The sequence below is a fragment of the Arsenicicoccus dermatophilus genome, assembly GCF_022568795.1.
In the GTDB taxonomy this organism is placed as follows: Bacteria; Actinomycetota; Actinomycetes; order Actinomycetales; family Dermatophilaceae; genus Arsenicicoccus; species Arsenicicoccus dermatophilus.
Genome location: NZ_JAKZHU010000001.1, coordinates 1270580 through 1296142 on the forward strand (window position 1 = coordinate 1270580; position 25563 = coordinate 1296142).

22 protein-coding genes and 1 pseudogene are annotated in these 25563 nt (G+C 73.2%); 8 read left to right on the forward strand and 15 right to left on the reverse strand.

The features are described 5' to 3' along the window. The 4 genes from MM438_RS05960 to MM438_RS05975 form a co-directional block, all read right to left on the reverse strand. Positions 1–987 (reverse strand): TIGR03557 family F420-dependent LLM class oxidoreductase, encoded by a 987-nt coding sequence (locus MM438_RS05960; protein WP_241451599.1) that lies wholly within the window; start codon positions 985–987, stop codon positions 1–3. Between the two features lie 99 nt (positions 988–1086). Next, positions 1087–2979 (reverse strand): 1-deoxy-D-xylulose-5-phosphate synthase, encoded by a 1893-nt coding sequence (gene dxs / locus MM438_RS05965; protein WP_241453329.1) that lies wholly within the window; start codon positions 2977–2979, stop codon positions 1087–1089. A 63-nt stretch (positions 2980–3042) separates the two neighbouring features. Then, the gene (locus MM438_RS05970) at positions 3043–3411 is read right to left on the reverse strand and encodes a hypothetical protein (protein WP_241451600.1); all 369 of its coding nucleotides are present in this window, start codon (positions 3409–3411) and stop codon (positions 3043–3045) included. A gap of 47 nt (positions 3412–3458) precedes the next feature. Continuing rightward, complete coding sequence (locus MM438_RS05975) at positions 3459–5630, reverse strand: glycogen debranching N-terminal domain-containing protein (RefSeq protein ID WP_241451601.1); 2172 nt, start codon at positions 5628–5630, stop codon at positions 3459–3461. A 170-nt stretch (positions 5631–5800) separates the two neighbouring features. On the opposite strand from MM438_RS05975, the gene MM438_RS05980 reads away from it, so the two are divergent. From MM438_RS05980 to MM438_RS06005, 6 genes are all read left to right on the forward strand, one after another. After that, on the forward strand, positions 5801–6826 hold the full coding sequence (locus MM438_RS05980) for a LacI family DNA-binding transcriptional regulator (protein WP_241451602.1): 1026 nt from the start codon (positions 5801–5803) through the stop codon (positions 6824–6826). Positions 6827–7060: 234 nt separating this feature from the next. Then, positions 7061–8293 (forward strand): sugar ABC transporter substrate-binding protein, encoded by a 1233-nt coding sequence (locus MM438_RS05985; protein WP_241451603.1) that lies wholly within the window; start codon positions 7061–7063, stop codon positions 8291–8293. Positions 8294–8361: 68 nt separating this feature from the next. Next, positions 8362–8694, forward strand: coding sequence for a hypothetical protein (locus MM438_RS05990; protein ID WP_241451604.1), 333 nt, complete (start codon positions 8362–8364; stop codon positions 8692–8694). Beyond that, positions 8691–9335, forward strand: a complete 645-nt coding sequence (locus MM438_RS05995; RefSeq protein WP_241451605.1) for a carbohydrate ABC transporter permease — start codon at positions 8691–8693, stop codon at positions 9333–9335. The genes MM438_RS05990 and MM438_RS05995 overlap by 4 nt, the downstream gene beginning before the upstream one ends. Continuing rightward, on the forward strand, positions 9332–10153 hold the full coding sequence (locus MM438_RS06000; protein WP_241451606.1) for a carbohydrate ABC transporter permease: 822 nt from the start codon (positions 9332–9334) through the stop codon (positions 10151–10153). The genes MM438_RS05995 and MM438_RS06000 overlap by 4 nt, the downstream gene beginning before the upstream one ends. A gap of 112 nt (positions 10154–10265) precedes the next feature. Beyond that, positions 10266–12038 carry an NAD-binding protein gene (locus MM438_RS06005; protein WP_241451607.1) on the forward strand — a complete coding sequence of 591 codons (1773 nt, stop codon included), beginning with the start codon at positions 10266–10268 and terminating at the stop codon, positions 12036–12038. A 165-nt stretch (positions 12039–12203) separates the two neighbouring features. Here MM438_RS06005 and acnA read toward each other — a convergent pair whose 3' ends face one another. The 3 genes from acnA to MM438_RS06020 all read right to left on the reverse strand — a co-directional run bounded on the left by acnA (position 12204) and on the right by MM438_RS06020 (position 18625). Further along, positions 12204–14972 (reverse strand): aconitate hydratase AcnA, encoded by a 2769-nt coding sequence (acnA, locus tag MM438_RS06010; RefSeq protein ID WP_338155511.1) that lies wholly within the window; start codon positions 14970–14972, stop codon positions 12204–12206. 213 nt (positions 14973–15185) lie between these two features. Continuing rightward, positions 15186–16547, reverse strand: coding sequence for a class I SAM-dependent RNA methyltransferase (locus tag MM438_RS06015; protein WP_241451609.1), 1362 nt, complete (start codon positions 16545–16547; stop codon positions 15186–15188). After that, positions 16547–18625: an APC family permease gene (locus MM438_RS06020; protein WP_241451610.1), complete on the reverse strand. Its 2079-nt coding sequence runs from the start codon at positions 18623–18625 to the stop codon at positions 16547–16549. The genes MM438_RS06015 and MM438_RS06020 overlap by 1 nt, the downstream gene beginning before the upstream one ends. A 76-nt stretch (positions 18626–18701) precedes the next feature. Here MM438_RS06020 and MM438_RS06025 point away from each other — a divergent pair, with 76 nt between their 5' ends. Both MM438_RS06025 and MM438_RS06030 read left to right on the forward strand, forming a co-directional pair. Beyond that, positions 18702–19364 carry a potassium channel family protein gene (locus MM438_RS06025; RefSeq protein ID WP_241451611.1) on the forward strand — a complete coding sequence of 221 codons (663 nt, stop codon included), beginning with the start codon at positions 18702–18704 and terminating at the stop codon, positions 19362–19364. A gap of 7 nt (positions 19365–19371) precedes the next feature. Further along, positions 19372–20085, forward strand: coding sequence for a potassium channel family protein (locus MM438_RS06030; protein WP_241451612.1), 714 nt, complete (start codon positions 19372–19374; stop codon positions 20083–20085). 84 nt (positions 20086–20169) lie between these two features. Here MM438_RS06030 and MM438_RS06035 read toward each other — a convergent pair whose 3' ends face one another. The 8 genes and pseudogenes from MM438_RS06035 to MM438_RS06070 all read right to left on the reverse strand — a co-directional run. Next, positions 20170–20862 (reverse strand): DUF3159 domain-containing protein, encoded by a 693-nt coding sequence (locus MM438_RS06035; protein ID WP_241451613.1) that lies wholly within the window; start codon positions 20860–20862, stop codon positions 20170–20172. Further along, on the reverse strand, positions 20859–21284 hold the full coding sequence (locus tag MM438_RS06040; protein WP_241451614.1) for an OB-fold nucleic acid binding domain-containing protein: 426 nt from the start codon (positions 21282–21284) through the stop codon (positions 20859–20861). The genes MM438_RS06035 and MM438_RS06040 overlap by 4 nt, the downstream gene beginning before the upstream one ends. After that, entirely contained in the window at positions 21284–22009 is a 726-nt protein-coding gene (locus MM438_RS06045; RefSeq protein WP_241451615.1) for a DUF3710 domain-containing protein, read from the reverse strand. The genes MM438_RS06040 and MM438_RS06045 overlap by 1 nt, the downstream gene beginning before the upstream one ends. 15 nt (positions 22010–22024) lie before the next feature. Continuing rightward, the gene (gene dut / locus MM438_RS06050) at positions 22025–22522 is read right to left on the reverse strand and encodes a dUTP diphosphatase (RefSeq protein WP_407568304.1); all 498 of its coding nucleotides are present in this window, start codon (positions 22520–22522) and stop codon (positions 22025–22027) included. Beyond that, positions 22491–22787 (reverse strand): DUF4193 domain-containing protein, encoded by a 297-nt coding sequence (locus MM438_RS06055; protein ID WP_241451616.1) that lies wholly within the window; start codon positions 22785–22787, stop codon positions 22491–22493. The genes dut and MM438_RS06055 overlap by 32 nt, the downstream gene beginning before the upstream one ends. Positions 22788–22910: 123 nt before the next feature. Continuing rightward, a complete protein-coding gene (locus tag MM438_RS06060) occupies positions 22911–23762 on the reverse strand; it encodes an inositol monophosphatase family protein (RefSeq protein ID WP_241451617.1) in 852 nt (283 codons plus the stop codon). Positions 23763–23790: 28 nt separating this feature from the next. Then, positions 23791–24906 (reverse strand): ferrochelatase, encoded by a 1116-nt coding sequence (locus tag MM438_RS06065; RefSeq protein WP_241451618.1) that lies wholly within the window; start codon positions 24904–24906, stop codon positions 23791–23793. A gap of 187 nt (positions 24907–25093) precedes the next feature. Further along, positions 25094–25537 (reverse strand): annotated as a pseudogene (locus MM438_RS06070) (trimeric intracellular cation channel family protein); the annotation flags it as partial. Between the last annotated feature and the right edge of the window lie 26 nt (positions 25538–25563).

The window sequence follows — 25563 nt, forward strand, 5'->3', positions numbered from 1 at the left end:
TCAGCGCGCGGCGGCGCGGAGCTTGTCGAGCAGCGGACCGGCGGCCGTCTCCAGGAACTCGTCCTGGTGCTCGCCACCGACCTGCACCAGCGCCACGTCGGTGTAGCCCGCCTCCCAGTAGGGCCGCACCGCCTCGACGATCGCGTCCAGGTCGGGGCCGCAGGGGATCGCCTCGGCCACGTCCTCGGGCCGCACGTACTGCGTCGCCGCGGCGAACCCGGCCGTCGTGGGCAGGTCCGCGTTGACGGCGAAACCACCCGCGAACCAGCGGAACTGGTCGTGCGCCCGCTGGACCGCGGTGTCCTCGTCGCGGTCCCAGCAGATCGGGATCTGACCGATGGCGCGGGCACCGGAGCCGATCTGCGGCTGGTCGGGCAGGTCGTTCCACGCCGTCACCAGCTCCTCGCTCGGCTCGACGGCGACCAGGTGGTCGGCGAGCATCCCGCACCGCTCGAGGACCTTCGGACCGCCCGCGGCCAGGGCGATCTCGACCCCCTGCTCCGGCAGTTCCCAGATCCGGCCGGAGTCGACGCGGTAGTACTCGCCGTCATACGTCACGAGCTCGCCGGTGTGCAGCTCGCGGATGATCTCCATGGCCTCCGCCAGCATGTCCTGGCGGGCGGCGATCGTGGGCCAGCCGGCGCCGACGACGTGCTCGTTGAGGTTCTCGCCGGAGCCGAGGCCCAGGGTGAACCGGCCGTCGGCCATGACCTGGACGGTCGCCGCCATCTGCGCGACGACGGCCGGGTGGTAGCGCAGGATCGGGCAGGTGACGTAGGTCATCAGGTCGACGCGCTCGGTGGCGTGCGCGACGGCGCCGAGGACGCTCCACACGAAGGGCGCGTGGCCCTGCGCGGACAGCCACGGGAAGTAGTGGTCGCTGGCGACCTCGAGGTCGAAGCCGACCTCCTCGGCCTTGCGGGCGTGGCGGACCAGGTCCTTGGGACCGGCCTGCTCGGTCATCAGGGTGTAGCCGAAGCGGGTCATGCCTCGTTCATACCCCAGCACCGGGGCGTCAGCCGGCGGGAACGGGCCCGGGCTGCCGGGTGGTCCGGGAGATCGGAGCAGGTATGTCGGCGCCGCCGCTCAGCTGGCGTCGACGACCCGCCGGGGGCCGCGGCGGCGCAGGACCGCCTCGGCGATCGCGTCGGGGGTCAGCCCGATCGACGCGAGCACCTGGCCGCGGGAGGCGTGGTCGAGGAACTCCTTGGGGATGCCGAAGGGCCGCACGCGCACGTCGACGTCGGCGAGCTGCAGCGCGGTGCTCACGGCCGACCCGATCCCGCCCGACACGAGGTTGTCCTCGATGACGACGACCTCGCCGGCGAGGCGGCACTCGTCGATCAGGTCCTCCGAGACCGGCAGGGCCCACACCGGGTCGACGACGCGCACGGTGCGCCCGGCCTCCTCCAGGCGGGCCCCCACGGCCAGCGCGGTCGGCACGAGCGAGCCCAGGCCGATGACCAGGGTGTCGACGCGGTCGGGGCCGGGGCCGGCGAGGACGTCGACGGCGCCGTGCTGCTCGACGGCGGGGATCGTGGCGGGCGGGTTGCCCTTGGCGAAGCGGACGACCGAGGGGGCGTCGGCGATGTCGAGCGACCGGCGCAGGGCGAGCTCGACCTGCTCGCCGTCGCGGGGAGCGGCCAGGTGCAGGCCGGGGACGACGTTGGCGAGGGTCATGTCCCACATGCCGTTGTGCGAGGCGCCGTCGGAGCCGGTGACCCCGGCGCGGTCGAGCACGAAGGTCACGCCCGCGTGGTGCAGGGCGCAGTCCATCAGCAGCTGGTCGAACGCGCGGTTGAGGAAGGTCGAGTAGACGGCGACCACGGGATGCTTGCCGGCATACGCCAGACCGGCCGCCATGGCGACGGCATGCTGCTCGGCGATGCCGACGTCGAGGACCCGCTCGGGGAACTTGATCGCGAAGTCCCGCAGGCCGACGGGGATCAGCATGGCCGCGGTGATCGCCACGAGGTCCTCGCGCTCGGCGCCGAGCGCGACCAGCGAGTCGGAGAAGTCGTCGGTCCAGGAGCGGCCGGACACCTCCAGCGGGAGCCCGGTCTCGGGGTTGATGACCCCGACGGCGTGGAACTGGTCGTCGGCGTTCTGCCGGGCCGGGCGGTAGCCCTTGCCCTTCTTGGTCAGCACGTGCACGAGCACCGGCGCGCCGTACTGCTTGGCCTGGCGCAGCGCCGTCTCCAGCGCCTGGTGGTCGTGGCCGTCGACGGGCCCGACGTACTTCAGGCCGAGGTCCTCGAACAGGCCCTGCGGCGCCATGATGTCCTTGAGCCCCTTCTTGATCCCGTGCAGGGTCTCGAAGGCGGGGCGACCGACGACGGGGGCACCGGCGATCGCCCGCTTGCCGAGCCGCAGCACCTTCTCGTAGCCCTGGTGGGTGCGCAGCGCGGCCAGGTGCTCGGCCATGCCGCCGATGGTCGGGGCGTAGGACCGCTCGTTGTCGTTGATCACGATGACCAGCGGCAGGTCCTTGCGGGCGGCGATGTTGTTGAGCGCCTCCCAGGCCATGCCCCCGGTCAGGGCGCCGTCCCCGATGACCGCGACCGTGTGCCGGTCGTGCTCGCCGCTCAGGGACCGCGCGACGGCGATGCCGTGGGCCCAGGACAGGGAGGTCGAGGCGTGGGAGTTCTCGCTCACGTCGTGCTCGGACTCGGCGCGCGAGGGATAGCCGGACAGCCCGCCGCGGGTGCGCAGCCGGGAGAAGTCCTGCCGGCCGGTCAGCAGCTTGTGCACATAGCTGATGTGGCCGGTGTCGAAGACGATCGTGTCGTGCGGGGACTCGAAGACCCGGTGCAGCGCCATGGTCAGCTCGACGACGCCGAGGTTGGGGCCCAGGTGGCCACCCGTCTTGGCCACCTCCCGCACCAGGAAGTCGCGGACCTCCGTGGCCAGCTCGGGCAGCCGCTCGGCGGGCAGGCGCCGCAGCGCGGTCGGGCTGGTGATGGTCGAGAGCAGACCCACGGTGGACACCGACTCCTTCGAGGACAGAACGGGACGCCCGAGTCTAGACCAGCGGTCCGCGCGTCAGAGGCGCGGGACGAAGGTCGCGCCCTGCATCGCCTCGTGCACCAGGTGCACCGCGCGGGCCGTGCCGCGCAGCCGCACCCCCTCCGCCTCCAGGTCGGTCATGACGTCGCGCAGCGCCTCGGGCATCAACGTCTCCCCCAGCGCCACCCGCACCTGGCGGTAGGCCGCCCGCATGCCCGCGAGCTGCGCCTCGACGTGCTGGACGGCGACCCAGGCGAGCGCGGCGGGGTGCCGGCGCCAGGAGTCGTAGCCGCGGAAGTCCGCCGGGCACTGGTCGAGCAGCCACGGCACGGCCTGCTCGCGCCAGCCGTCGACGCCGGGCGGCGGGACCTCCGCCGGCCAGCCGGGAGGGGCGTGCGCAGTCATGCCCCCCAGTGTGCCGCCAAGGTCCGACAGACCCCCGGGTTGCGCGGTCAGGCGCCGGGGAGGTCGACGGCGACGCCCGCCGGAAGCCCCGTCACCTGCACCGTGCCGTCGCCGCGCACCTGCACCGAGAACGGCCTGCCGGCGTACGACAGGCCGTCGACCACGAGGGGTCCGCAGGGCAGGCCGGGCAGCGGCCGCAGGCGCACCCGGCCGGCGGGCACGTCGACCTGCAGACCGAGGAGCCCGGTCACCAGCGCCCCGGCTGCGGCCGCCGACCAGGCCTGCGGGCGGCAGGACGCGGGATAGGGCACCGGGCGCCCCAGCACCGGATCCGGGGCGAGCAGCTCCGGCCAGCGTCCGGCGTTGCCGCACCCGGAGGTGACGAGCGCCCGGGCCACCGCCGCCGCCTCCGCGGTGCGGCCCTCCCGCACCAGGCCGACCAGGACGATCGCCGTGTCGTGCGTCCACACCGAGCCGCTGTGGTAGCCCAGCGGGTTGAAGCCGGGGTTGTCCCGGGAGAGGGTCGCGATCCCGAAGGGCATGAGCAGGTCGGGGGCGACCAGCCGGGCGGCGACGGCGGCGGCCCCGTCCGGGGGCAGGACCCCGGTGCCGAGGACATGACCCATGTTGGAGCCCACCCCGTCGACCGGGCGGTCCTGCCCGTCGAGGGCCATCACCAGATAGGTGCCGCGCTCGTCGTGGGCGGTGTAACGCCGCCGCACCCGCTCGGCGAGGTCGTCGGCCAGCCGGTCGAGCTCTGCCGGGTCGAAGACGTCCGAGTCGACCTCCGGGCCGGACCCCGGCCGCAGCGGCAGGTCGAGCGCGCGGGCCAGGGTCGCTCCCCCGCGCAGCGCCGCGACGGCATACGCCTGGGCCTCCACCAGCGCGATCGGCGGTGGCGCGAGCGTCCCGTCGGCGCGGCGCATCGAGTCGCCCGAGTCCTTCCACCCCTGGTTGGCCAGGCCCGTGCCCGAGGCGTCGACGTAGCGCAGCAGCCCGTCCGGGCTCCTCCGCAGCCGGCGCACCAGCCAGCCGACCGCGGCGCCCAGGGCGGGGGCCAGCTCCCGGACGTCCGCCTCGGCGAGCCCGTGACGCCACGCGTCGTGCAGCAGCAGCGCCCACAGCGCGGTCGCGTCGATGCTGCCGTAGTAGACCAGCGGGACCGGCCGGCCCTGCGCGTCCTGGACCTGCTCCCGGCGCACCTCGTGCAGGATCTTGCCCGGCTCCTCCCCGGTCGCCGGGTCGTCGACCCGGCCCTGCCGGCGCGCCAGCGCCCGCAGCGTCCCGCGCGCCAGGTCGGTGCCCACCGGCAGGAGCAGGCGCGCGGTCCACAAGGAGTCCCGTCCGAACAACGTGAGGTACCAAGGTGATCCCGCCGCCGCGAAGAGGTCCTCCCGGTCCAGGGGATCGCGCAGCAGCAGGCCGCGCAGGTCCCGCAGCGAGCGCTCGACGAGGGGCGCCACCCGGCCGTCTCCCGCGGTGACGCGCAGCGACCAGTCGACGGCGTCCGCCCCGGGATCGGCGTCCAGGGCCGAGGCCCGGGTGCGGGCGACGTCGACGCGCAGCGTCACCTCCGCGGTGCCACCAGGGGGCACCGTCAGGACCAGCAGCAGGTATGACGGCGCGCCACCCTCACCCGGGCGGACCTCGGCGGGGGGCGGCGAGACGCCGACGGTGGTGCGGTGCCGGTCGCCCGACCAGGTGAGGATCGCGTCCGGGTGCTCCGTCTCCGACCGCGCCGGGTCCTCCCCGGCCGACGGGCGCAGGAGCGAGCGGGCGGCCAGCAGGGTGCCCGGATCGCGCCCGTCCTTGATCTCCGGCAGGCAGGCGTCGTCCCCGGCGAGGGCGATCTCCAGACGGGTGCGGACCGGCTCCGTGGCCCGCGAGCGCAGCGTGAGTCGTTCCGTCATGCCGCCCGCGTCGAGGACCCGGTGCACGTGCAGCTGGACGGTCGGGTCGGGGCCGGGGTCGCCGAGGTGCCGCAGCGCGGCGACGATCCGGGTCTGCTCGCCGGCGTCGGAGGAAGTGAGCACGTCAGGGGCCTCGCCGTCGACGCGCACGTGCCGCAACGCGAGGGCCCGCCGGTCGTCGACCAGCAGCCCGGTGCCCGGTGCCCCCATGGTCCCGGCGCGATCCGACAGGGCCGTCACGGCGCCGTGGACGGCGACCTGGAGGTCGTGCAGCCACGGCTGCCGAGCAGGTCCGCTGCTGCGCCTCACCACGTGTCCACCTCTCGCCGGCGGTAAGTCCCCTGGTCGCGGGGTGATGCGGGCGAGCGCTCGTGTGGACACCTGCCCGCACCCAGAGGATGATGAACTGAGGGGGTGGGGATGATCGTTCAACCGGTCATGCTACCCGCCAGGGTCCGGGTGGCAAGAGGGAGAGAGTCGTGAGCAGCAGTCTCGGGGGCAGACGCGCGACCATCAACGACGTGGCCCGCGCCGCCAACGTCTCCCGGCAGACCGTGAGCAACGTGGTCAACCGGCCCGACCGGGTCGCCCCCCAGACGCTGGCGCGGGTGCAGGCCGAGATCGACCGGCTCGGTTATCGGCCGAGCTCGGCGGCCAAGTCGCTGCGCGAGCAGCGGGCCGGGGCCGTCGGCCTGGAGCTGGATGCCCGGCCCGGAGCCGCAGGCGCCGAGATCTCCTTCCCCTTCCTGGCCCAGCTGTCCCTGGCAGCCCGTCAGCACCGCTGCCACGTGGTGACCTTCGGCAACGAGGCACCCGCGCTGACGACGAGCGGGTACGAGTCCATGGTGCGGGCGCACCTGGTCGACGCCTTCGTGCTCTTCAACACCCACCACGGCGACCCCCGCCCGCGGTGGCTGACCGAGCGGGGCATCCCCTACGTGACCTTCGGGCAGGTCTGGGACGAGCCGGAGTTCACCGCCTGGGCCGACGTCGACGGGCGGGCCGGCACCGCGGCCGCGGTCCGGCACCTGGTCGAGCGTGGCTACGAGCGCGTCGGCTTCGTCGGCTGGCCGGAGGGCAGCGAGACCGGGGACGACCGGTTGGAGGGATGGCGGGCCACCGCCGAGGAGCTCGGGGTGCTCGACGAGGACCTGCTCGTGCGCACCCGGCAGGACCTGCAGGAGGCCCAGCGGGCCATCGCCGCCATCACGGCGCGGCTGCGCCCCGGCGACGCGCTTGTCTGCGTCTCCGACGTCGTGGCGGTCGGCGCCCAGGACGCGATCAGCGCCGCAGGGCTGACCCCCGGGCGAGACGTGGGCGTCGTCGGCTTCGACGGCACCCCCACGGCGGCGATGTTCGGCCTCACCACGGTGGAGCAGCCGCTCGCCGAGATCGTCGAGTGCCTGCTCAGCACGCTCGACGACCTGCTGGAGGGCCGGGACGCCCCGGTCGAGGGCACGCTCCTCGCGCCTTGCCTGCGCTCGGACTCGAGCACCCTGCGCTGAGCCGCGCCGCCGGCCGGGGCAGCGTCCGCCGTACCCTCTCCACCCTCCAGGACCTGGCCTCGGCGATCAGCCCTCTCCACGAATCTCCCGACTGCCCAGCCCGGCTCGGGGCCCGCAACCCAGCACCGACGCATGGGTGTCGTTTCTCGCTCAACGACATACGCTGGGTGCAGTGGGGACCACTCAACGCGATTCACCTGGCTTGGCAGGGCCAGGGTTCAGGGGGGAGGTGCCGTGACGTCACCCACCCTTCGCCGCACGGCGGTCGCTGCGCTCACGACCTCGGCGCTCGCGCTCGGCGCGTGCACCGGAGGCTTCGCCGAGGAGCAGACCACCAGCACCGGACCGACCAGGCTCCGGGTGCTCGTCGCGGCGTCCTCCGACGTCGAGCTCGCCGCCGTGCGTCGGTCCGTGGCCGGGTGGGCCACCCGCACCGGCAGCACCGTGGAGGTGTCGGCCGCGGCCCGGCTCACCGAAGAGCTCGCCAAGGGCTTCGCCGGGGGCTCACCACCCGACCTGTTCTACGTCGAGCCGGCCATGCTGGGCACCTACGCCAAGGCCGGCAACCTCTACGCCTACGGCGACCAGGTCGCCGACGTGCCCTACCTGCCCGCCCTCACCCGCACCTTCACCTACCGCGGGCGGCTGCAGTGCGCCCCCAAGGACTTCTCCACCCTCGCCCTGGTCATCGACCAGGAGCGTTGGGAGGCAGCGGGACTCACCGCGTCCGACCTGCCCCGCGACTGGGCGCAGCTGCGCACCGTCGCCGCCCGCCTGACCCGCGACGGCGCGGTCGGGCTGGTCCTGGCCCCAGAGCTGCAGCGCGTCGGGGCCTTCATGACCCAGGCGGGCGGGTGGGTCCTGTCCCCCGACGGTGGCACCCTCACGATCAGCAGCCCCGCCAACGTCCATGCTCTGCAGGAGATCCGGCGCCTGCTCGACACCGGCCACGCCCGGCTCACCACCCAGGTCGACGCCGGCTGGGCCGGGCAGGCGCTCGTCGACCGCCGCGCCGCCATGGTCATCGAGGGCAACTGGGTCCGGGGCGCGCTCGCCAAGGACGCGCCCGGGCGCCGGATCACCGTCGCCGAGCTGCCCGCCGGCCCGGTCGGCCGCGGAACCTTGATGTTCACCACCTGCTGGGGCATCGCGGCGGCCTCCCCGCACCGGGACGCCGCCGTCGACCTGGTCCGCCACCTCGGCAGCGACACCGAGCAGCTCGCCGCGGCCAAGGCCTTCGGCGTCATGCCGTCCACGACCAGCGCGATGCGCAGCTACGCCCGACAGGCCCCGCAGGACGCGGCCTTCGTCAAGGGCGCGTCCTACGGCCGGGGCATGCCCAACCTGCCGGGCTTCTCCGCGGTCGTGGACGAGCTCAACGCGCACCTGCAGACCCTGCCCACCACCGAGGCCGGCGTGCTCCTGCGCGACGCCCAGCGGGTGGCCGAGCCGGCGCTGCAGGAGTGACCGCCGGCACGATGCGGGCCGCGCGAGGACGCACGCACGGGCGGGCGACCACGCAGGCGGGCTGGCTGATGACGGCGCCCGCCCTCGCACTCGTGGTCGTCTTCCTCGTCATACCGATCCTGATGGCCCTGCGCGTCTCCACCACCGGCTGGGACGGGACCGGCAGCCCCTTCGTCGCGGCGGACGCCGCACCGGTCGGGCTCGAGCACTACCGGATGCTGCTCACCGGATCCGGTCTGATCGGGGCGGACTTCATGACCGCCGTCGGCAACACCGCGTGGTACGTCCTGCTCGTCGTCCCCCTGCAGACGGCTCTGGCCCTGGGCCTGGCGCTCGCCGTGCACTCCCCGGGCTGCGCCATCGAGCCGTATGGCGGACCCTGCTCTACCTTCCCTCGGTGACCAGCGCCGTGGCGGTGACCGCGGTGTTCGCCCTGCTGTTCTCCTCCCAGGGGGTCGTCAACGCCCTGCTGGGGGCCGCCGGCATCGAGGGCCCCAGCTGGCTGCTCGATCCGCGCGGACTGCTGCACCTGGCCCTCGGAGCGGTCGGGGTGGGCGAGCCCGGGTGGGGCGGTCGCGAGCTGCTCGGTCGTCCCCTGTGGGACTGGCTCGCGGGCCCGTCGATCGCGATGTGCGTGCTCGTGCTGCTCGCCGTGTGGACGACCAGCGGGACCTTCATGCTGGTCTTCCTGGCTGCGCTGCAGGACCTGCCCGGGGAGGTGCTCGAGGCCGCGGCCGTCGACGGGGCCACCGGCTGGCGGTGCCTGCTGTGGATCACGATCCCGCAGCTGCGCGGCACGATCACCCTCGTGACGATGCTCGGCCTGATCGGCACCTGGCAGGTCTTCGACCAGGTGTACGCCACGGGCGGCGGAGCGCCCGGCAAGACCCTGCTCACCCCGGCCTACCTCGCCTACTCCCTGTCCTTCGGGCAGGGAGAGTTCGGCGCGGGGGCCGCCGTGGCCTTCCTGGTGTGCCTGCTCACGCTCGCCTTCACCGCCGGGCACCGCGCCGTCGTCCGGCTCGTCGCGGGTCGCCCGTGAGACGCCGCCCGCTGCTGACGCTCCTGCTGGCCGTGGTCGCCGTGGCCTATGCCCTGCCCGCGCTCGTGCAGCTGTCGACGAGCTTCAAGACCGACCCCGACGCCCTCTCCCACCCGCTGCGGCTTCTCCCCCGGCCACCGACCCTGCAGGCCTGGCGCCAGGCGCTCGGCACCCAGGACGACACCAACCCCGTGGGGCGGTGGGCGCTCAACTCCGTCGGCGTCTCGCTCGCCGTCACCGTCGGCCGGGTGCCGCTGGACGCGCTCGCCGGGTATGCCTTGGCGCGGCTGCGATTCCGTGGCCGGCGCGGGGTGCTCGGACTGCTGGTCGTGGTGATGGCCGTGCCGGGCGTGGCCCTGCTCATCCCGACCTTCCTGGTCGTGACCTACCTGGGGATCTACGACACCTACGCCGCCATGATCCTGCCCATGCTCGTGGACGCCGCCGGGATCCTGCTGATGAAGCAGTTCTTCGAGTCGGTCCCGACGTCGTATGCCGAGGCCGCGCGGCTCGACGGGGCGGGCGAGCTGCAGATCCTGTGGCACGTGCTGCTCCCGCTCGCCCGACCGGCGCTGGTCACCGTGGGCGTGCTGGCCTTCCAGGCCTCCTGGAACGACCTCAGCCACTACCTGGCGGCCACCAGCAGCGTCGAGCACAAGACGCTGGTCACCGGCCTCGCCGACCTGACGGCCGGCAGCCTCGGGTCCGGCACCCAGCGGCCCCTGAAGATGGCCACCGCCCTGCTGACGACCGTCCCCGTGGTCGTCGTGGTGGTGGCTTCCCAGCGCTACCTCACCCACCTCGACCGCCACCGCTGACCATCGGTCGCCGTCACGAGTCTGACCGGGTCTCGACCGCGGGGTGGGCCGCGTTGCGCGCACCGGCTCGCCTCCACGGGCGGGACGGGAGGACGCCACCTAGAGTGCAGCCATGGTGACGGAGGCTGAGGGGGGCCGAGGGCCGGACCGGGTGGGGCACGTGCTCGTCGTCGGGGTCGAGACCACGACGATCCGCGTGGCCGAGGAGCTGGCACGGGATGGCACCCCGGTGGTGGTCGTCGGCACGTCGGCGGCCGACCGGGATCTGGTGGCCGACCTGCGCGGACTGCCCGGGGTGGAGCTGCACGAGGTGCCCCGGGTCCGGGACGACGTGCTCCGCGAGGCCGGTGCTCCTCACGCCCGGGCGGTCGTGGTCCTCGGACGCGACGAGGTCGAGGTCACCCGCGTCGCGCTGGCCGTCGCCGAGATCACCTCCGCGGTGCGCCTGGTCCTGGAGGTCGTCAACGACGACTTCGGCAACCGGCTCCGGGAGATCCTGCAGGACTGCGAGACGGTGTGCCCCGCGGCCGTCGCCGCACCGACGTTCGTGGCGGCGGCGCGGGGCGAGCTCGAGCGCCGACCGGTCGCCGGTCGCGACGTCGTCGTCAGCCCCGAGGAGCTGTTGCGCCACTCCGACGAGAAGCTCGTCCCGGTGCGCCTGTCCGCAGAGCACCAGACGGCACCGGGGACGGCCCACGAGGAGGACCGGCTGCTCCCCGGCTCCGAGCAGGACGCCGCGCCCGGGATGGAGCGGGTCGCGATGGGTTTCCGCTCCACGGGGCGGCGGCGCAGGGTGCGGACCCGTGGCCTGCTCGGAGGCTGGCGTCAGCTGGTGGACCGGCGCCAGCGGGTCGTGCTCGTCCTGCTGGCGCCGGTCATCGCCGCCAGCACGGTCTACTTCCACCACGACGCGGAGAAGGACTGGCTCACCGCGGCCTACCTCGCCGTGACCATGGCGACCGGCACCGGGTACGGCGACCCGGACGTCGCCGACCTGCGGGTGAAGGTCACCGCGGTGGTCTTCCAGTCCCTCGGCCTCCTGCTCGCCTCCGGTCTGACCGCCGTCATGACCGATGCCCTCACAGGCTCGCGGCTGCAGGCCATCACCGGCGGGGTCCGCGGCCACTCGCGCCGGCACGTGGTGGTGTGCGGGCTGGGCCGGATCGGCACCCAGGTCGTCGTCCTCCTGCGGGAGGAGGGGATCCCGGTGGTGGCGGTGGAGCGCAACGAGGATGCCTACGGCGTCAACCGGATCCGCCGGCTCAAGGTGCCCGTGATCATCGGCCAGGCCAGTGATCCCTCGACGCTGGAGGCGGCGGGCATCCAAGACTGCGACACGGTGATGGCCCTCACCGACGACGACGCGGTCAACCTCGAGATCGCCCGCAGCGCCCGCAGCGCCCGCAGCGCCCGGGACGACGTGCGGCTCGTGACCCGGCTGTTCGACGACGAGCTCGCCAGACGGGTCCAGCGCCGGCTGGCCCCCGGGGTGAGCCTGTCGGTGTCCATGCTCTCGGCGCCCCGGATCGTGGCCCGCGCCCTGGGACTGCCGGTGCCGCAGGTGCCCGTCCCCGTCCGCGCCGAGCCGGCGGCGCTCCTGGCTGAGCTCCTCGTCGAGCCCGGCTCCGAGATCGTGGCGTGCCTCCCCGCTACGCTGGACCTCGCGGGCGAGGCGCGGGTGCTCGCGGTCCGTCGGCGGGCGGGCGACGACGCCTCCGGGGCCCCTGTGTGGACCTGGCCGCCCACGACGGCGCCGTTGGCCCCCGGGGACGCCGTCGCCGTCGCCGCGACCCCCGCCAGCCACGACCGGTTGGCGCGAGCGTGTCGCTCGGCACGCAGCGGCGACCCGGCCTCGGCGGGCGGCTGCGGCCAGGTCCCCGGCTGACCGCCCGCGCCGCACCTGCGGGTCAGGACGGCCTCGCGGGAGGCTATGCCGTGCCAGGGCGGGTCCGCTCTCGCCCGACCGCGCGCGTCGCAGCGGCATACCGTGTGGACATGGCGCTGCGGCCCGCCCTCCGAGGAGGACGAGCCGCAGCGAGAGCAGCAGGGGTCAGCGCGTGACGAGCGAGCGCAGGACGTACTGCAGGATGCCGTCGTTGAGGTAGTACTCGCGCTCACCGGGGGTGTCGATGCGGACGTCCGCGTCGAACTCCACGGCCGCGCCGCCGTCCTTGACCGCCGTGACGTGCACGGTCTGGGGCGTGCGGCCCTCGTTGAGCTCCGCGACCCCGGTGATCTCGAAGGTCTCGGTGCCGTCCAGGCCCAGGGAGTCCGCGGACTGCCCCTGGGGGAACTGCAGCGGGAGCACGCCCATGCCGATCAGGTTGGAGCGGTGGATGCGCTCGTAGGACTCGGCGATGACGGCCTTGACGCCCAGCAGGCGCGTGCCCTTGGCCGCCCAGTCGCGCGAGGAGCCGGAGCCGTACTCCTTGCCCCCGAGCACGACGAGCGGGATGCCCGCGGACCGGTAGGCCTCGGCGGCGTCGTAGATCGTCGTCTGCTCGCCACCGGCCAGGAAGTTGCGGGTGTAGCCGCCCTCGACCCCGTCGAGCAGGAGGTTCTTGAGACGGATGTTGGCGAAGGTGCCCCGGACCATGACCTCGTGGTTGCCGCGGCGCGAGCCGTAGGAGTTGAAGTCCTTGCGGTCCACCCCGTGCTCGGCGAGGTAACGACCGGCCGGGCTGTCGGCCTTGATCGAGCCGGCGGGCGAGATGTGGTCGGTGGTGACGGAGTCGCCCAGCTTGGCGAGGACGCGGGCACCCGTGATGTCCTCGACCGGGGTCAGCTCCATGGTCATGCCCTCGAAGTACGTGGGCTTGCGGACGTAGGTGGACTCGGCGTCCCACTCGAAGGTCTTGCCCTCGGGGGTGTCCAGACCCTGCCAGCGGGCGTCGCCGGCGAAGACGTCCTTGTAGTCCTCGACGAAGATGTCGCGGGTGATCGCCTCGGCGATGGTCGCCTCGACGTCCTGCGGGGAGGGCCAGATGTCCGTGAGGAAGACGTCCTTGCCTTCCTTGTCCTGGCCGAGCGGCTGCTTGTCGAAGTCGAAGTCCATCGTCCCGGCCAGGGCGTAGGCGATGACCAGCGGCGGGGACGCCAGGTAGTTCATCTTGACGTCCGGGCTGATCCGGCCCTCGAAGTTGCGGTTGCCCGACAGGACCGCGGTCACCGAGAGGTCGTTGTCGTTGATCGCCGCGGAGATCGCCTCGTCCAGCGGACCGGAGTTGCCGATGCAGGTGGCGCAGCCGTAGCCCACGAGGTTGAAGCCCAGGGCGTCCAGGTGCTCCCACATGCCCGCACGCTCGTAGTAGCCGGTGACGACCTGCGAGCCCGGGGCCATGGAGGTCTTGACCCACGGCTTGGTCTGCAGGCCGCGCTCGTGGGCGTTCTTGGCCAGCATGGCGGCGGCCATCATCACCGAGGGGTTGGAGGTGTTGGTGCACGAGGTGATCGAGGCGATCGCGACGTGGCCGTGGTCGAGCTGGAAGGTGCCTTTGTCAGTGGTCACCTCCACCTTGCGGGACGGACGGGTGGAGCCGGAGCCGGTCTCGGCCGGGGCCTCGCCGCCGTGCTCGGGGTCGCTCATCTGCGCGGGGGCGTCGGAGGCCGGGAAGGACTCGCCCTCGACGCCGTCGCCCTCGCGGCCCGCGACGTACGTCGGCAGGACCTTGCGGAAGGACTCCTTGGCCTCGGCCAGGACGATGCGGTCCTGCGGGCGCTTCGGGCCGGCGATGGACGGAACCACGTCGCCGAGGTCCAGCTCGACCAGCTCGGAGTAGCGCGCCTCGACGGAGGGGTCGAGCCACATGCCCTGCATCTTGGCGTAGGCCTCGACGAGGGCGACCTGCTCGTCGTCGCGACCGGTCAGGCGCAGGTAGTCCAGGGTGACCTCGTCGATCGGGAAGATCGCGCAGGTCGAGCCGAACTCGGGGCTCATGTTGCCGATGGTGGCGCGGTTGGCCAGCGGCAGCGCCGCGACACCCTCGCCGTAGAACTCGACGAACTTGCCGACGACACCGTGCTTGCGCAGCATCTCGGTGATGGTGAGGACCACGTCGGTGGCGGTGACGCCGGGCTTCATGGTGCCGGTGAGCTTGAAGCCGACGACGCGCGGGATGAGCATCGAGACCGGCTGACCGAGCATGGCCGCCTCGGCCTCGATGCCGCCGACGCCCCAGCCCAGCACCCCGAGGCCGTTGACCATCGTGGTGTGGGAGTCGGTGCCGACGCAGGTGTCGGGGTAGGCCTGGCCGTCCCGGCTCATCGTCACGCGGGCGAGGCGCTCGATGTTGACCTGGTGGACGATGCCGGTGCCCGGCGGGACGACCTTGAAGTCGTCGAAGGCCGTCTGGCCCCAGCGCAGGAACTGGTAGCGCTCGTTGTTGCGCTCGTACTCGAAGTCCTGGTTGATCTGGAAGGACGTCGGCGAGCCGGCGGAGTCGATCTGGACCGAGTGGTCGATGACCAGCTCGGCGGGAGCCAAGGGGTTGATGCGGGCGGGGTCACCGCCCAGCTCGGCGACAGCCTCGCGCATGGTGGCCAGGTCGACGACGCAGGGGACGCCGGTGAAGTCCTGCATGATCACGCGGGCGGGGGTGAACTGGATCTCGGTGTCGGGCTGGGCGTCCTGGTCCCAGCCGCCCAGGGCGCGGATGTGGTCCGCGGTGATGTTGGCGCCGTCCTCGGTGCGCAGGAGGCACTCGAGCAGGACCTTCAGGGAGTAGGGCAGGGTCTTGCTGCCCTCGACCGTGTCCACGCGGAACACCTCGTAGGAGGCGTCACCGACCTTCAGCGTGTCCTTGGCTCCGAAGCTGTTCACACTCTCTTGGCTCACGCCTGTTCCTTCCACGGAGATTCTTGTGTTGATGTCAAGACAAGCCTCCCACGGCTATCTCTTGACGTCAAGACATCTGGTTGTGCGCTGCACGAGGGCGTGGCCGGAGGGCACGTCGTCGTGGTCCTGCTGCCTGGCGATTGTCTCCCACGGGTGCGGGGCCTGCGACCCCGGGAGGGGGTATGGCGCCCGCGGGGATCAGCGGTCCCCCGCGTCGCGCGTCCCGTCCTCGGGGTCACCCGGCTCGAGCAGCGCGATGCACTCCACGTGCTGGGTCATGGGGAAGGCGTCGTAGGCCACCAGGTCGGTCAGCAGATACCCCAGCTCCTCGGCGACGGCGAGGTCGCGGGCGAGCGCGGAGGGGTCGCAGGCGACATACGCGATCGCCCGCGGTCCGAGCTGGGCGAGCTGCTCGACGACCTGGCGCCCGGCGCCGGAGCGGGGCGGGTCCAGGACCACGACGTCCGCGCGCAGCCCGCCGCGGGCCGCCTGCGCGAGCACGTGGTCGACGCGACCCTGACGGACCTCGACGTGGGGGTGCTCCTCGAGGTTGTCCAGGGCGTGGTCGACCGCAGCGGCGTCGGCCTCGACCGCCAGGACGTGTCCGGACTCCCCCACCGCGTCGGCGAGCCCGGCGGCGAACAGACCCACCCCGCAGTAGAGGTCGAGCGCGTGCTCACCCTCCTGCGGGTTCAGCATCTCGACCACGTCGCCGAGGAAGGTCGTGGCCGCGGCCGGGTGCACCTGCCAGAAGCCACGGGCGGACACCTCGAAGGCGTGCGCCCAGTCCTCGAACCCGACGGTCTCCAGCACGCCCGGGTCCGAGCCCGTGGTGCCGTCCCGGTGGATCGGGATCTGCACGGCCTCCTCCAAGCCCGACGCGTTGATCACGTCGATGCCCTCGCAGCCCTCCCAGGTGGTGGCCAGCACCCCGGACCCGATGACCGGGCGGGTGGCGATCAGGCAGTCGTCGACCGGCTCGATCTCGTGGGACCGGTGGCGCCGCAGCCCGGGTCGGCCGGACGCGTCCACGGCGAACTCCACCCGGGTCCGCCAGTCCAGGCCGGTCTCGTCCTCGGTCAGGGGAAGCACCCGCAGCCCCTCGAGCTCGATGCCGGCGAGCCGGTCGAGCTGCTCGGCGATCACCTGGGCCTTGAGCTCGCGCTGGTGGTCCAGGGCCACATGCTGCCAGTCGCAGCCGCCGCAGCGGCCGGGGCCGGCCCACCGGCACGGCGGGGTGACCCGGTGCTCGGAGGGCTCCAGCACCTCGACGGCGTCGGCGCGCAGGAAGCGGTCGCCGGTGCCCCCCTCGGTGACGCGGATCCGCACCCGCTCCCCGGGCAGGGTGTGCCGCACGAAGACGACGCGACCGTCCAGGCGGGCGACGCAGAAGCCACCGTGGGCCACGTTGCCGACGATCACCTCGGCCTCCTGGCCGACGAGCGGCTCGCCCTTGACCTGGCGCTCGCGGGTGGCGCGACCACCTGGCCGCCCCTGGCCGCCGCGGCGACCTCCTGCGCGCTGCCCGCCCGGTCGTCCGGGACGCTCTCGCTCCGCCATCAGCTGGTGCTCCTCTCGGTGACGTCGCCGGACAGGCTATCCGGCGCAGAGGCCCCGTCATGGCTGACGACCGCACCTCGGCCGCGGTCCCCGGCCGCGGTCTCGGCCCGCAGCTCGTCGCGCACCACGTCGCTGGAGCGCAGCTGGTAGGGGACGCTCGTCATCATCACCCCGGGCATGAAGAGCAGCCGGCTCTTGATGCGGAAGGCGCTCTGGTTATGCAGGATCGACTCCCACCACCGCCCGAGGACGTACTCCGGCACGAACACCATGACCAGGTCGCGCGGCGAGGTGCGACGCACGGACGCGACGTAGGACACGACCGGTCGGGTGATCTCGCGGTAGGGCGAGTCGAGCACCTTGAGCGGCACCGGGATCCCCCGGCGCAGCCACTCCTCCTGCAGGCGCTCCCCGTCCTGTGGATCCACGGCCACCGTGATGGCCTCCAGCGTGGACGGCCGGGCGGCCCGGGCGTAGGCCAGCGCACGCAGCGTCGGCTTGTGGATCTTGGAGACCAGGACTATGGCGTGCACCCGCGAGGGCAGGCGACCCTCGGTGGTGTCGTCCTCGGGCACCATGAGCTCCGCCGAGACCCGGTCGTAGTGCCGGTGGATGGCCTTCATGAGCACGAACAGCACCGCCATCGCGAGGATGGCGTACTTCGCGCCCGCGGCGAACTTGGTGATCAGCACGATGACCAGCACGCTGCCGGACATGGTGGCGCCGACGTAGTTGATCGCCCGGCTGGTCCGGTGCCGGCGGCGCTCGGCGGGGGCGGCCTCGGTGCGCAGCAGGCGGTTCCAGTGCCGGATCATGCCGATCTGGCTGAGGGTGAAGGACACGAACACGCCGACGATGTAGAGCTGGATCAGCTTGGTGACCTCGGCGTCGAAGATCACCACGAGAACCACGGCCGCAGCGGCCAGGATGAGGATGCCGTTGGAGTAGGCCAGTCGGTCGCCCCGGTTGTGCAGCTGCCGGGGCAGGTAGCCGTCGCGCGCCAGGATCGACCCGAGCACCGGGAAGCCGTTGAAGGCGGTGTTGGCGGCCAGGATCAGGATGACGCCGGTGACGGTCGACACGAGCATGACGCCCGTCGGGAAGCCGTCGAACACCGCGAGCGCGAGCTGGCCGATGATCGTGTGCTGGACGTATCCCGCACCGACGTGGTGACCGTCGAGGAGGAGCTGCTCGCCGGGGCTCTCGGCATACTTGACCCCCGTGCGGATGGCCAGGTAGATGATCGACATCAGCATGGTCACGGAGATGGTGCCCATGAGCAGCAGGGTGGTCGCGGCGTTCGCGGACTTGGGCTTCCGGAAGGCCGGGACGCCGTTGGAGATGGCCTCGACACCGGTCAGGGCGGCGCAGCCCGAGCTGAAGGCCCGCAGCATGAGGAAGACGAAGGCCAGGCCCACGAGCCCCTCGTAGCCGGGCTCCGGCAGCAGCGTGAACTTGGCGCTCTCCGCCGGGGGCAGCGTGCCGGTCAGGTCGCGGAAGAGCCCGAACAGCGCCATGCCGATGATCGCGACCATGAAGGCGTAGACCGGCACCGCGAAGGCCTTGCCCGACTCCCGCACCCCGCGCAGGTTCATGGCGGTCAGCAGCACGATGAGCATGACCGCGACGGGCATCTCGTGACCGTCGAGGGCGGGTATGGCGGCCGTGGCGTTCTGCACGCCCGAGGAGATGGACACCGCGACGGTGAGGACGTAGTCCACGAGCAGCGCCGACGCCACGCCGAGACCGGCCCAGGGCCCGAGGTTCTCGGTCGCCACCTCGTAGTCCCCGCCGCCCGAGGGATAGGCGTGGACGTTCTGCCGGTAGGACAGCACCACGACGACCATGACGAAGACGACGCCCAGGCCTATCTGCCAGGAGTGCGTCGTCGCCATGGCGCCTCCGGCCAGGGCGAGGGTCAGGAAGATCTCGTCCGGGGCGTAGGCCACCGACGACAGGGCGTCGCTGGCGAAGATCGGCAGGGCCAGCCGCTTGGGGAGCAGCGTCTCCCCCAGCTTGTCCGACCGCATGGCCGGGCCCACCACCACACGTTTGATCGCACGTCCGAGCTCTGCCACGCCACCACTGTAGGGCCGGGCACCGACGGTCCCACGTGGCACCGGCCCTGAGTCCCCACCGGTGTAGCGTGGCGGGGTGCACATCGTGATCATGGGCTGCGGACGCGTGGGGTCCACCCTTGCGCTCAAGATGGAGGCGGCGGGGCACGAGGTCGCCGTCGTCGACCAGAACGCCTCGGCCTTCCGGCGCCTCGGGCGTGGCTTCGAGGGTCGCCGGGTCAAGGGCATCGGCTTCGACCGGGACACGCTGCGCGAGGCCGGCATCGAGCAGGCCTACGCCTTCGCCGCGGTCAGCAACGGCGACAACTCCAACATCCTCGCGGCGCGCGTCGCCCGGGAGACCTTCGGCGTCGAGCACGTCGTCGCCCGGATCTACGACCCCCGCCGCGCCGAGATCTACCAGCGCCTCGGCATCACGACCGTGGCCACGGTGCAGTGGACCGTCGACCGCGTGGTGCGCCGGCTGATGCCGCAGGGCTCCGTGCCCGAGCTCATCGACCCCAGCGGGCAGGTCGCGCTGAGCGAGGTCGCCGTGGACACGGCCTGGGTGGGCCACCGGCTGACCGCGATGGAGGCCGCCGCGGGGGCCCGCGTCGCCTACCTCACCCGCTTCGGCCAGGGCCTGCTGCCCGGGCCCGACACCGTCATGCAGGAGGGCGACATCGTGCGCTTCCTGTCGACGACCGACCAGATCCCCCACATCGAGCGGGTCCTCGCCGCCCCGCCCGTCCACGAGTGAGAGTGCCATGCGTGTCGTCATCGCCGGAGCCGGCTCGGTCGGTCGGTCCATCGCCCGCGAGCTGCTGCACAACGGGCACCAGGTCCTCCTCGTCGACAAGGACGCCGACGACGTCCAGGCCAGCCGGGTGCCCGAGGCGGCCTGGCTGCTCGCGGACGCGTGCGAGATCACGGCCCTGACCGAGGCCGGGCTCGCCGACTGCGACGTGGTCGTCGCGGCCACCGGCGACGACAAGGCCAACCTGGTCGTCTCCCTGCTCGCCAAGACCGAGTTCGGCGTCCCGCGGACCGTCGCCCGCGTCAACAACCCGCGCAACGAGTGGATGTTCGACGAGTCCTGGGGAGTGGACGTCGCCGTCTCGACCCCGCGGCTGATGACCGCCCTGGTCGAGGAGGCCGTGAGCGTCGGCGACCTGGTGCAGATCTTCACCTTCAACAAGGGTGGCGCCACGATGGTGGAGCTGACCCTGCCGTCCGAGAGCCCCTATGCCGCCGCGCGCGTCGCCGACGTGCCGCTGCCCCGGGACACCGTCCTGGTCGGCATCATCCGCGACGGCCTGCCCATCGCCCCCACCCGGGACGACTCCCTGGAGATCGGCGACGAGCTGCTCTTCCTCACCGTGGAGGACGTGGAGGACGAGCTGGAGTCGCTGCTCTCCCCCGGCCCCCGCAAGCCCCGCGCCGAGGTCGACCCCGGCGCGGAGGACGAGGACGACCTCTGACAGGGCCGGCCCTCGCGACGCCGTCCGGCGCGGGGGTGCTCGCGGCGGCGGGAGCCTCGGGCAGCGCCGTCGGACGAGGCTCTGTCAGGCGAGGTCGTCGGCGTGCGTGGCCGCCCGGGCGGCCTGCTGCTCCATGGGGGTCGCTCCGCGCACGAGCACGACGCCCATGATCGCGATGGCTGCGACGTAGGCCGGCCAGCCGAGGGCGACCTTGGCGATGCCGAGCGCCGCCACCTGGTGGGTGAGGTAGAGCGGCAGCATCACGAGCAGGCGCACCGCGAAGAGTCCCGCGAGGATCCAGGTGAGCCGGCTCGCCACCCGCACCAGCGGCCGGTCCCGGCGCCAGGCGATCGGGTCCTCCTTGAAGCCGGGGTCGCCGATGCCGACGAGGAAGCCGATGAGCGGCCACCCGACGAGGATGGACGTGACGGTGGCGACGAGATAGGCCCCGCTGACCAGCATGCCGGGAAGGAAGGCGTCCTCCGCCCGTCCCGAGCGCAGCGCGAAGAACGCCGCGAAGGCGGTGGCGACCAGGCTGGTGAGGACGAACTGCACGGTCTGTCGCTGGACCAGTCGGGCCACCAGCAGGACCAGCACCGGTATGGCGGACACGACGACGGCCTCACGGACGTCGTGGCGGACCAGCCACACGACGACGAACGCGACCGTGGGCAGCGCCGCCTCGATCGAGCCGCGCCACCCGCCCATCGCGGCGGTGAGGCGGGCGCGGATGACCTCCTCGACCGTGGTGGCCGCCGGGGCCGCCGCCCGGGTCACGGGCGGGTCTCCTCGGCCGGTGCGGCGGGCGCGGTCGGCGTCGCACCACGGCCGGGGAGCAGCTCGTAGCGCGGGTTGTAGATCGTGGGATAGCCCTCGGCCCGGCACACGCGGCCGTGGGCGGTCAGCGAGACGCCGGGCCGGATGCCGGCGATCCGACGCCGCCCCAGCCAGACCAGCTGCAGGGGCTGGCTGCCGTCGTAGATCTCGGCCCTGAGCGCCGGCACGCGACCCTCGGGGCTGAGGGTGGTGGAGCGGACCGCGCCGGACACGGTAGCGATCTGACGGTCCACCAGCTCGGCGATGGACGTGGCACCGAGCCGATCGGCGTCCGAGCGCAGCTCGTCGGCCTCCAGCTCCTCCACGGGCGTGGTCATCCGCTCGACGAGGCGGCGCACCAGACCGGGACGGCCGACCGCCATCAGTGGATCTCGGTGATCTCGGGGCCCCGCTCGAAGGGCTGCAGGTCGTCCAGGCCGCGAGGACCCCGGTCCTCCTCCACCAGCTCACCCTGCTGCTGGGCGATCTCCGGCAGCCGCAGGGGGAGCATCTCGCGCGGCGCCATCGCGTGGTCGCCGCGGACCACGACGACCTCGCTGAAGAGGTGCAGCAGCGGAGCGGCCGCGGTCGAGTCGGTGGCCGCCGGGCCGGTGAGGAAGCCGCGCAGGAACCAGCGCGGTCCGTCCACGCCGACGAAGCGGGCCGGGGTGTACTGCCCCGGGCCCGACGGCATCATGACCGCGAGCTCGGTCCCGTGCGGCCCGTCGAAGACCTGCGCGGAGCCGCCGGCGTTCTCGATGCCCGCGGCGATCTCGTCGCGGATGTCGTCCCAGATCCCGAGCGTGCGGGGCGCGGCGAAGGCCTGCAGCTGGAGGACGGACTCACCCAGGTGACAGGTCACGGCCACGACGTCGCCGGTCGACTGGTCGAGCTCCAGGCGCATCTCCATGCCGTCGACACCGGGGACCAGGAGCCCGCCGAGGTCGAGGCGGTCGGTCACGTCGGACACCTCGGAGCGGTCGTAGGGCCCGTGCTCCCGGAGGGCCACCTGCTCCTCGGGCCGCGGCCCGGCGGCGTCGGCGGACTGGGACTTGTCTCGGCGGAAGAAGGCCACGGGGTCCTCGGCAATCGTCGGTGTCGTCGTCATCGCGGGACAGCCCGGTCAGGCCGTCCCGCTGGCCCCGTGCCCGGTCGCGCCACGCACGGATCCAGGCAGGGAGTCTACGCGGACGAACTCCGCGCGAGACACGGGCTGCACCACCAGCTGGGCGATGCGGTCCCCACGACTCAGCTCGACCGGGGTGACCCGGTCGGTGTTCATCAGGTTGACGAAGATCTCCCCCCGGTAGCCCGCGTCCACGGTGCCGGGGGCGTTGACGACGGTCAGCCCGTGCCGGTGCGCCAGGCCCGACCGCGGGTGGACGAAACCCGCGTAGCCCTCGGGCAGCGCGATCGCCACGCCGGTGGGCACCAGCCGACGCTCGCCCGGGGCCAGGGCGACGTCCTCACGGGCGCGCAGGTCGGCACCCGCGTCCCCGTCCCGGGCGTAGGCCGGGTCCGGCAACCCGTCGTCGAGACGCAGCAGGAGCACCTCGACCCCACCCGGACCGGCATACCCGCTGGTCACGTCAGGCGCACTCGCGGCAGATCGGCTGGCCACCGACCTCCTTGGCGAGCTGGCTGCGGTGGTGCACGAGGAAGCAGCGACCGCACGTGAACTCGTCGGCCTGACGCGGCAGCACGCGCACCGACAGCTCCTCGCCGGACAGGTCCGCGCCGGGCAGCTCGAAGCCCTCGGCCTGCTCGGTCTCGTCGACGTCGACGCTGGAGGACGAGACGTCGCCGCGGCGGGCCTTCAGCTCCTCGATCGAGTCCTCGGAGATGTCGTCGTCGGTCTTGCGCGGTGCGTCGTAATCAGTTGCCATCTCGGCCCTCTCGAATCCAGCCCTGGCGGGGACCGCCCCCGTCTTCGACCCGGTCCACTACCTCGGAGGTCGAGTTCGTGCCCCGGTCGTCGGGCGAATCATGCCCGATCGGTGGCGCCTCCGTCACGTTTGGTCGACGACACGCCTGAGCAGCGCGTCCAGGGCGTCCGCCAGGCCCGCCGGACCGGCGATGGTGACCGGATCCGCCGGGGCACGGTCCCCCAGCCCGCGCACCGTGCCGCCCGCCTCGGTGACCACGATCCAGCCGCCCGCGAGGTCCCACTCGTGCAGGCCCCGCTCGAAGTACGCGTCGACCCGGCCGTCGGCGACCCAGCACAGGTCCAGGGCCGCGCTCCCCCGCCGGCGGATGTCCCGGACGCAGGGCAGCACCTGCGCGATCACCCGTCCCTGCTCGGCGCGCACCTGCGCCTCGTAGCCGAAGCCCGTCGCCAGCAGGGCGGCGCCGAGGTCCTCGGCGGCGGGTATGACGAGAGACCGCTCGCCCGCGGCGGTGACCAGGCGCGCGCCGCCCCCGAGGTGGGCGACGTGGGCCTCGCCGGTGACCGGCTCGACGACGGCCCCGGCGACCGGGCGCCAGGCCCCCGGGACGTCCGGGTCACCGACGACGGCCGCCACGGACACGGCATACGCCGGGATGCCGTAGAGATAGTTGACCGTGCCGTCGATGGGGTCGACGACCCAGGTGATCCCGGACCGGGTGGTCACCCGTCCGGCCTCCTCGCCGTGGAAGCCGTCCTCGGGGCGCGCGGTCGCCAGCAGCTCGCGGGCCAGCGCCTCCGAGCGCTGGTCCATCACGGTGACGACGTCGGTGCGGCTCGTCTTGGTGGCCGCGACCCCGAGGTCGTCGGGCCGCTCGTCGACGACCAGCCGGCCGCAGCGGCGGGCGACGTGGAGGGCGAGACGTTCGAGGGCGGGCAGGTCGGTGCCGGCGGGGGGCATCAGCGGGTCGGTCATGACGCCCATCCTGACACCGCGGGAACGGTCAGCCGCCGCACAGGGCGGGGCGCTCCGTCCGCCCGCGGCAGCATCCGGGAGGGCAGACGCTCCACAGGGCCGGACCCGCGACGGACGCCGCCTGCACCTCCTCGCCCCGGGCCTGCGCGGCCCGCTCGAGCACCAGGTCGGCCAGGCCCGCCACGAAGTCCGGGTGGGTGCCCACGGTCGGCACCCGGTGCAGGCGCAGCCCGAGCCGCTCGGCCGTGGCCGCCGCCTCGGTGTCCAGGTCGTAGACCACCTCCATGTGGTCGGACACGAAGCCGATCGGGGCGACGACGACGTCGGTGACCCCCTCGCCCGCGAGCTGCTCGAGGTGGTCGTTGACGTCCGGCTCCAGCCAGGGCTGACCCGGCGCCCCGGAGCGCGAGCAGCAGACCAGTGCGCTCGGCACCTCGTGCCCGGTCCGCGCGGTGACGGCCTCGTCGGCGAGCCGGGCCACCCGCAGGTGCTGCTGCACGTAGCCCTCCTCGTCGTCGCCCACCGGCCCGGAGCCGGTCTGCATCGGCGTCGGGATCGAGTGGGTGACGTGAGCGACGCGGGTGGTCCCCAGTCGCTCGCCCGGCAGCCCGGCCACGACGTCCGCCGTCAGCTCGGCCATGGTCCCCGCGAAGCCCGGCAGCGTCGCGTAGACCCGGACCTTGTCGACGGCCAGGTCGCGACCCTCGGCGTGCAGCGCGGCGACGGCGTCGGCGAGGTTCTCCCGGTACTGCCGGCAGGAGGAGTAGGACGAGTAGGCGCTCGTCACCACCGTCACCACCCGACGGGCACCCTGGTCGTGCAGCTCGCGCAGGGCGTCGACCAGCCAGGGCTCCCAGTTGCGGTTGCCGAGCGCGACGGGCAGCGGGCAGCCGCGCGCCCCGAGCTCGTCGCGCAGAGCCGCTGCCAGGGCCCGCCCGAGGTCGTTGACCGGGCTGCGTCCCCCGCGGTCGTAGTAGTGCTGCCCCACGATCCGCAGCCGCTCGTCGGGGATGCCCCGCCCCGCGGTCACCTGGCGCAGGAAGGGCAGCACGTCCTCGGCCCGCTCGGGCCCGCCGAAGGACAGGACGAGCACGGCGTCGTAGGGGGCGGCGGCGCTCTCGGCGGCGTCGGGCTGGTGGGTCATGACGGACTCCTGGAGGGTCGAGGGGGTGGGGTGCCTGCCAGCGCCAGCGCAGGGCCGCCATACGCACCCCGAAGACGAAGGCCGCGCAGCCGAGCGTGACCGCGACGCTGTGCACCCCGGCGGTGTGCGCAGCAGCGAGCATCGCTCCGCCGGCCAGGGCAGGTATGGCGTAGAGCTGGGTGCGGAGCACCTCGGGGACCACGCCGGCGAGCACGTCCCGCATCATGCCCCCACCCACGGCCGTCATGAGTCCGACGAGGACCGCCTCGAGGGCGGGGGCACCCAGCTCGAGCGCCTTCAGGGTCCCCGCCGTCATGAAGGTCGCCAGCCCGAGCGCGTCCATGGTCAGCACCACCTTGGCGAAACGCTGCACCCCGTGGGCATAGCCGAACGCCACGAAACCGGCCAGGACCGCGGTCAGGACGAGCCGCCAGTCGCTCAGACCCACGGGGCGGACGTCGAGGACGACGTCGCGGGCGACACCGCCGCCGAGCGCCGTGACGCAGGCGAGGACCTGCACGCCGAAGACGTCCAGGCCCTTGCGGACCGCCACCAGACCACCCGAGAGGGCGAACGCGAAGACCCCGAGCAGATCGAGCCCGAGAAGGACCGCGGGGTGGGAGGCGAGCATGGCTCACCAGCCTAGTGGTACGGCGC

Coding starts and splice junctions, on each gene's coding strand:
- MM438_RS05960 (WP_241451599.1), bottom strand. CDS start 987: ATGACCCGCTTCGGCTACACCCTGATGACCGAGCAGGCCGGTCCCAAG.
- MM438_RS05970 (WP_241451600.1), bottom strand. CDS start 3,411: ATGACTGCGCACGCCCCTCCCGGCTGGCCGGCGGAGGTCCCGCCGCCC.
- MM438_RS05990 (WP_241451604.1), top strand. CDS start 8,362: ATGACGGCGCCCGCCCTCGCACTCGTGGTCGTCTTCCTCGTCATACCG.
- MM438_RS06005 (WP_241451607.1), top strand. CDS start 10,266: ATGGTGACGGAGGCTGAGGGGGGCCGAGGGCCGGACCGGGTGGGGCAC.
- MM438_RS06015 (WP_241451609.1), bottom strand. CDS start 16,547: ATGGCGGAGCGAGAGCGTCCCGGACGACCGGGCGGGCAGCGCGCAGGA.
- MM438_RS06030 (WP_241451612.1), top strand. CDS start 19,372: ATGCGTGTCGTCATCGCCGGAGCCGGCTCGGTCGGTCGGTCCATCGCC.
- MM438_RS06040 (WP_241451614.1), bottom strand. CDS start 21,284: ATGGCGGTCGGCCGTCCCGGTCTGGTGCGCCGCCTCGTCGAGCGGATG.
- MM438_RS06045 (WP_241451615.1), bottom strand. CDS start 22,009: ATGACGACGACACCGACGATTGCCGAGGACCCCGTGGCCTTCTTCCGC.
- MM438_RS06055 (WP_241451616.1), bottom strand. CDS start 22,787: ATGGCAACTGATTACGACGCACCGCGCAAGACCGACGACGACATCTCC.
- MM438_RS06060 (WP_241451617.1), bottom strand. CDS start 23,762: ATGACCGACCCGCTGATGCCCCCCGCCGGCACCGACCTGCCCGCCCTC.
- MM438_RS06065 (WP_241451618.1), bottom strand. CDS start 24,906: ATGACCCACCAGCCCGACGCCGCCGAGAGCGCCGCCGCCCCCTACGAC.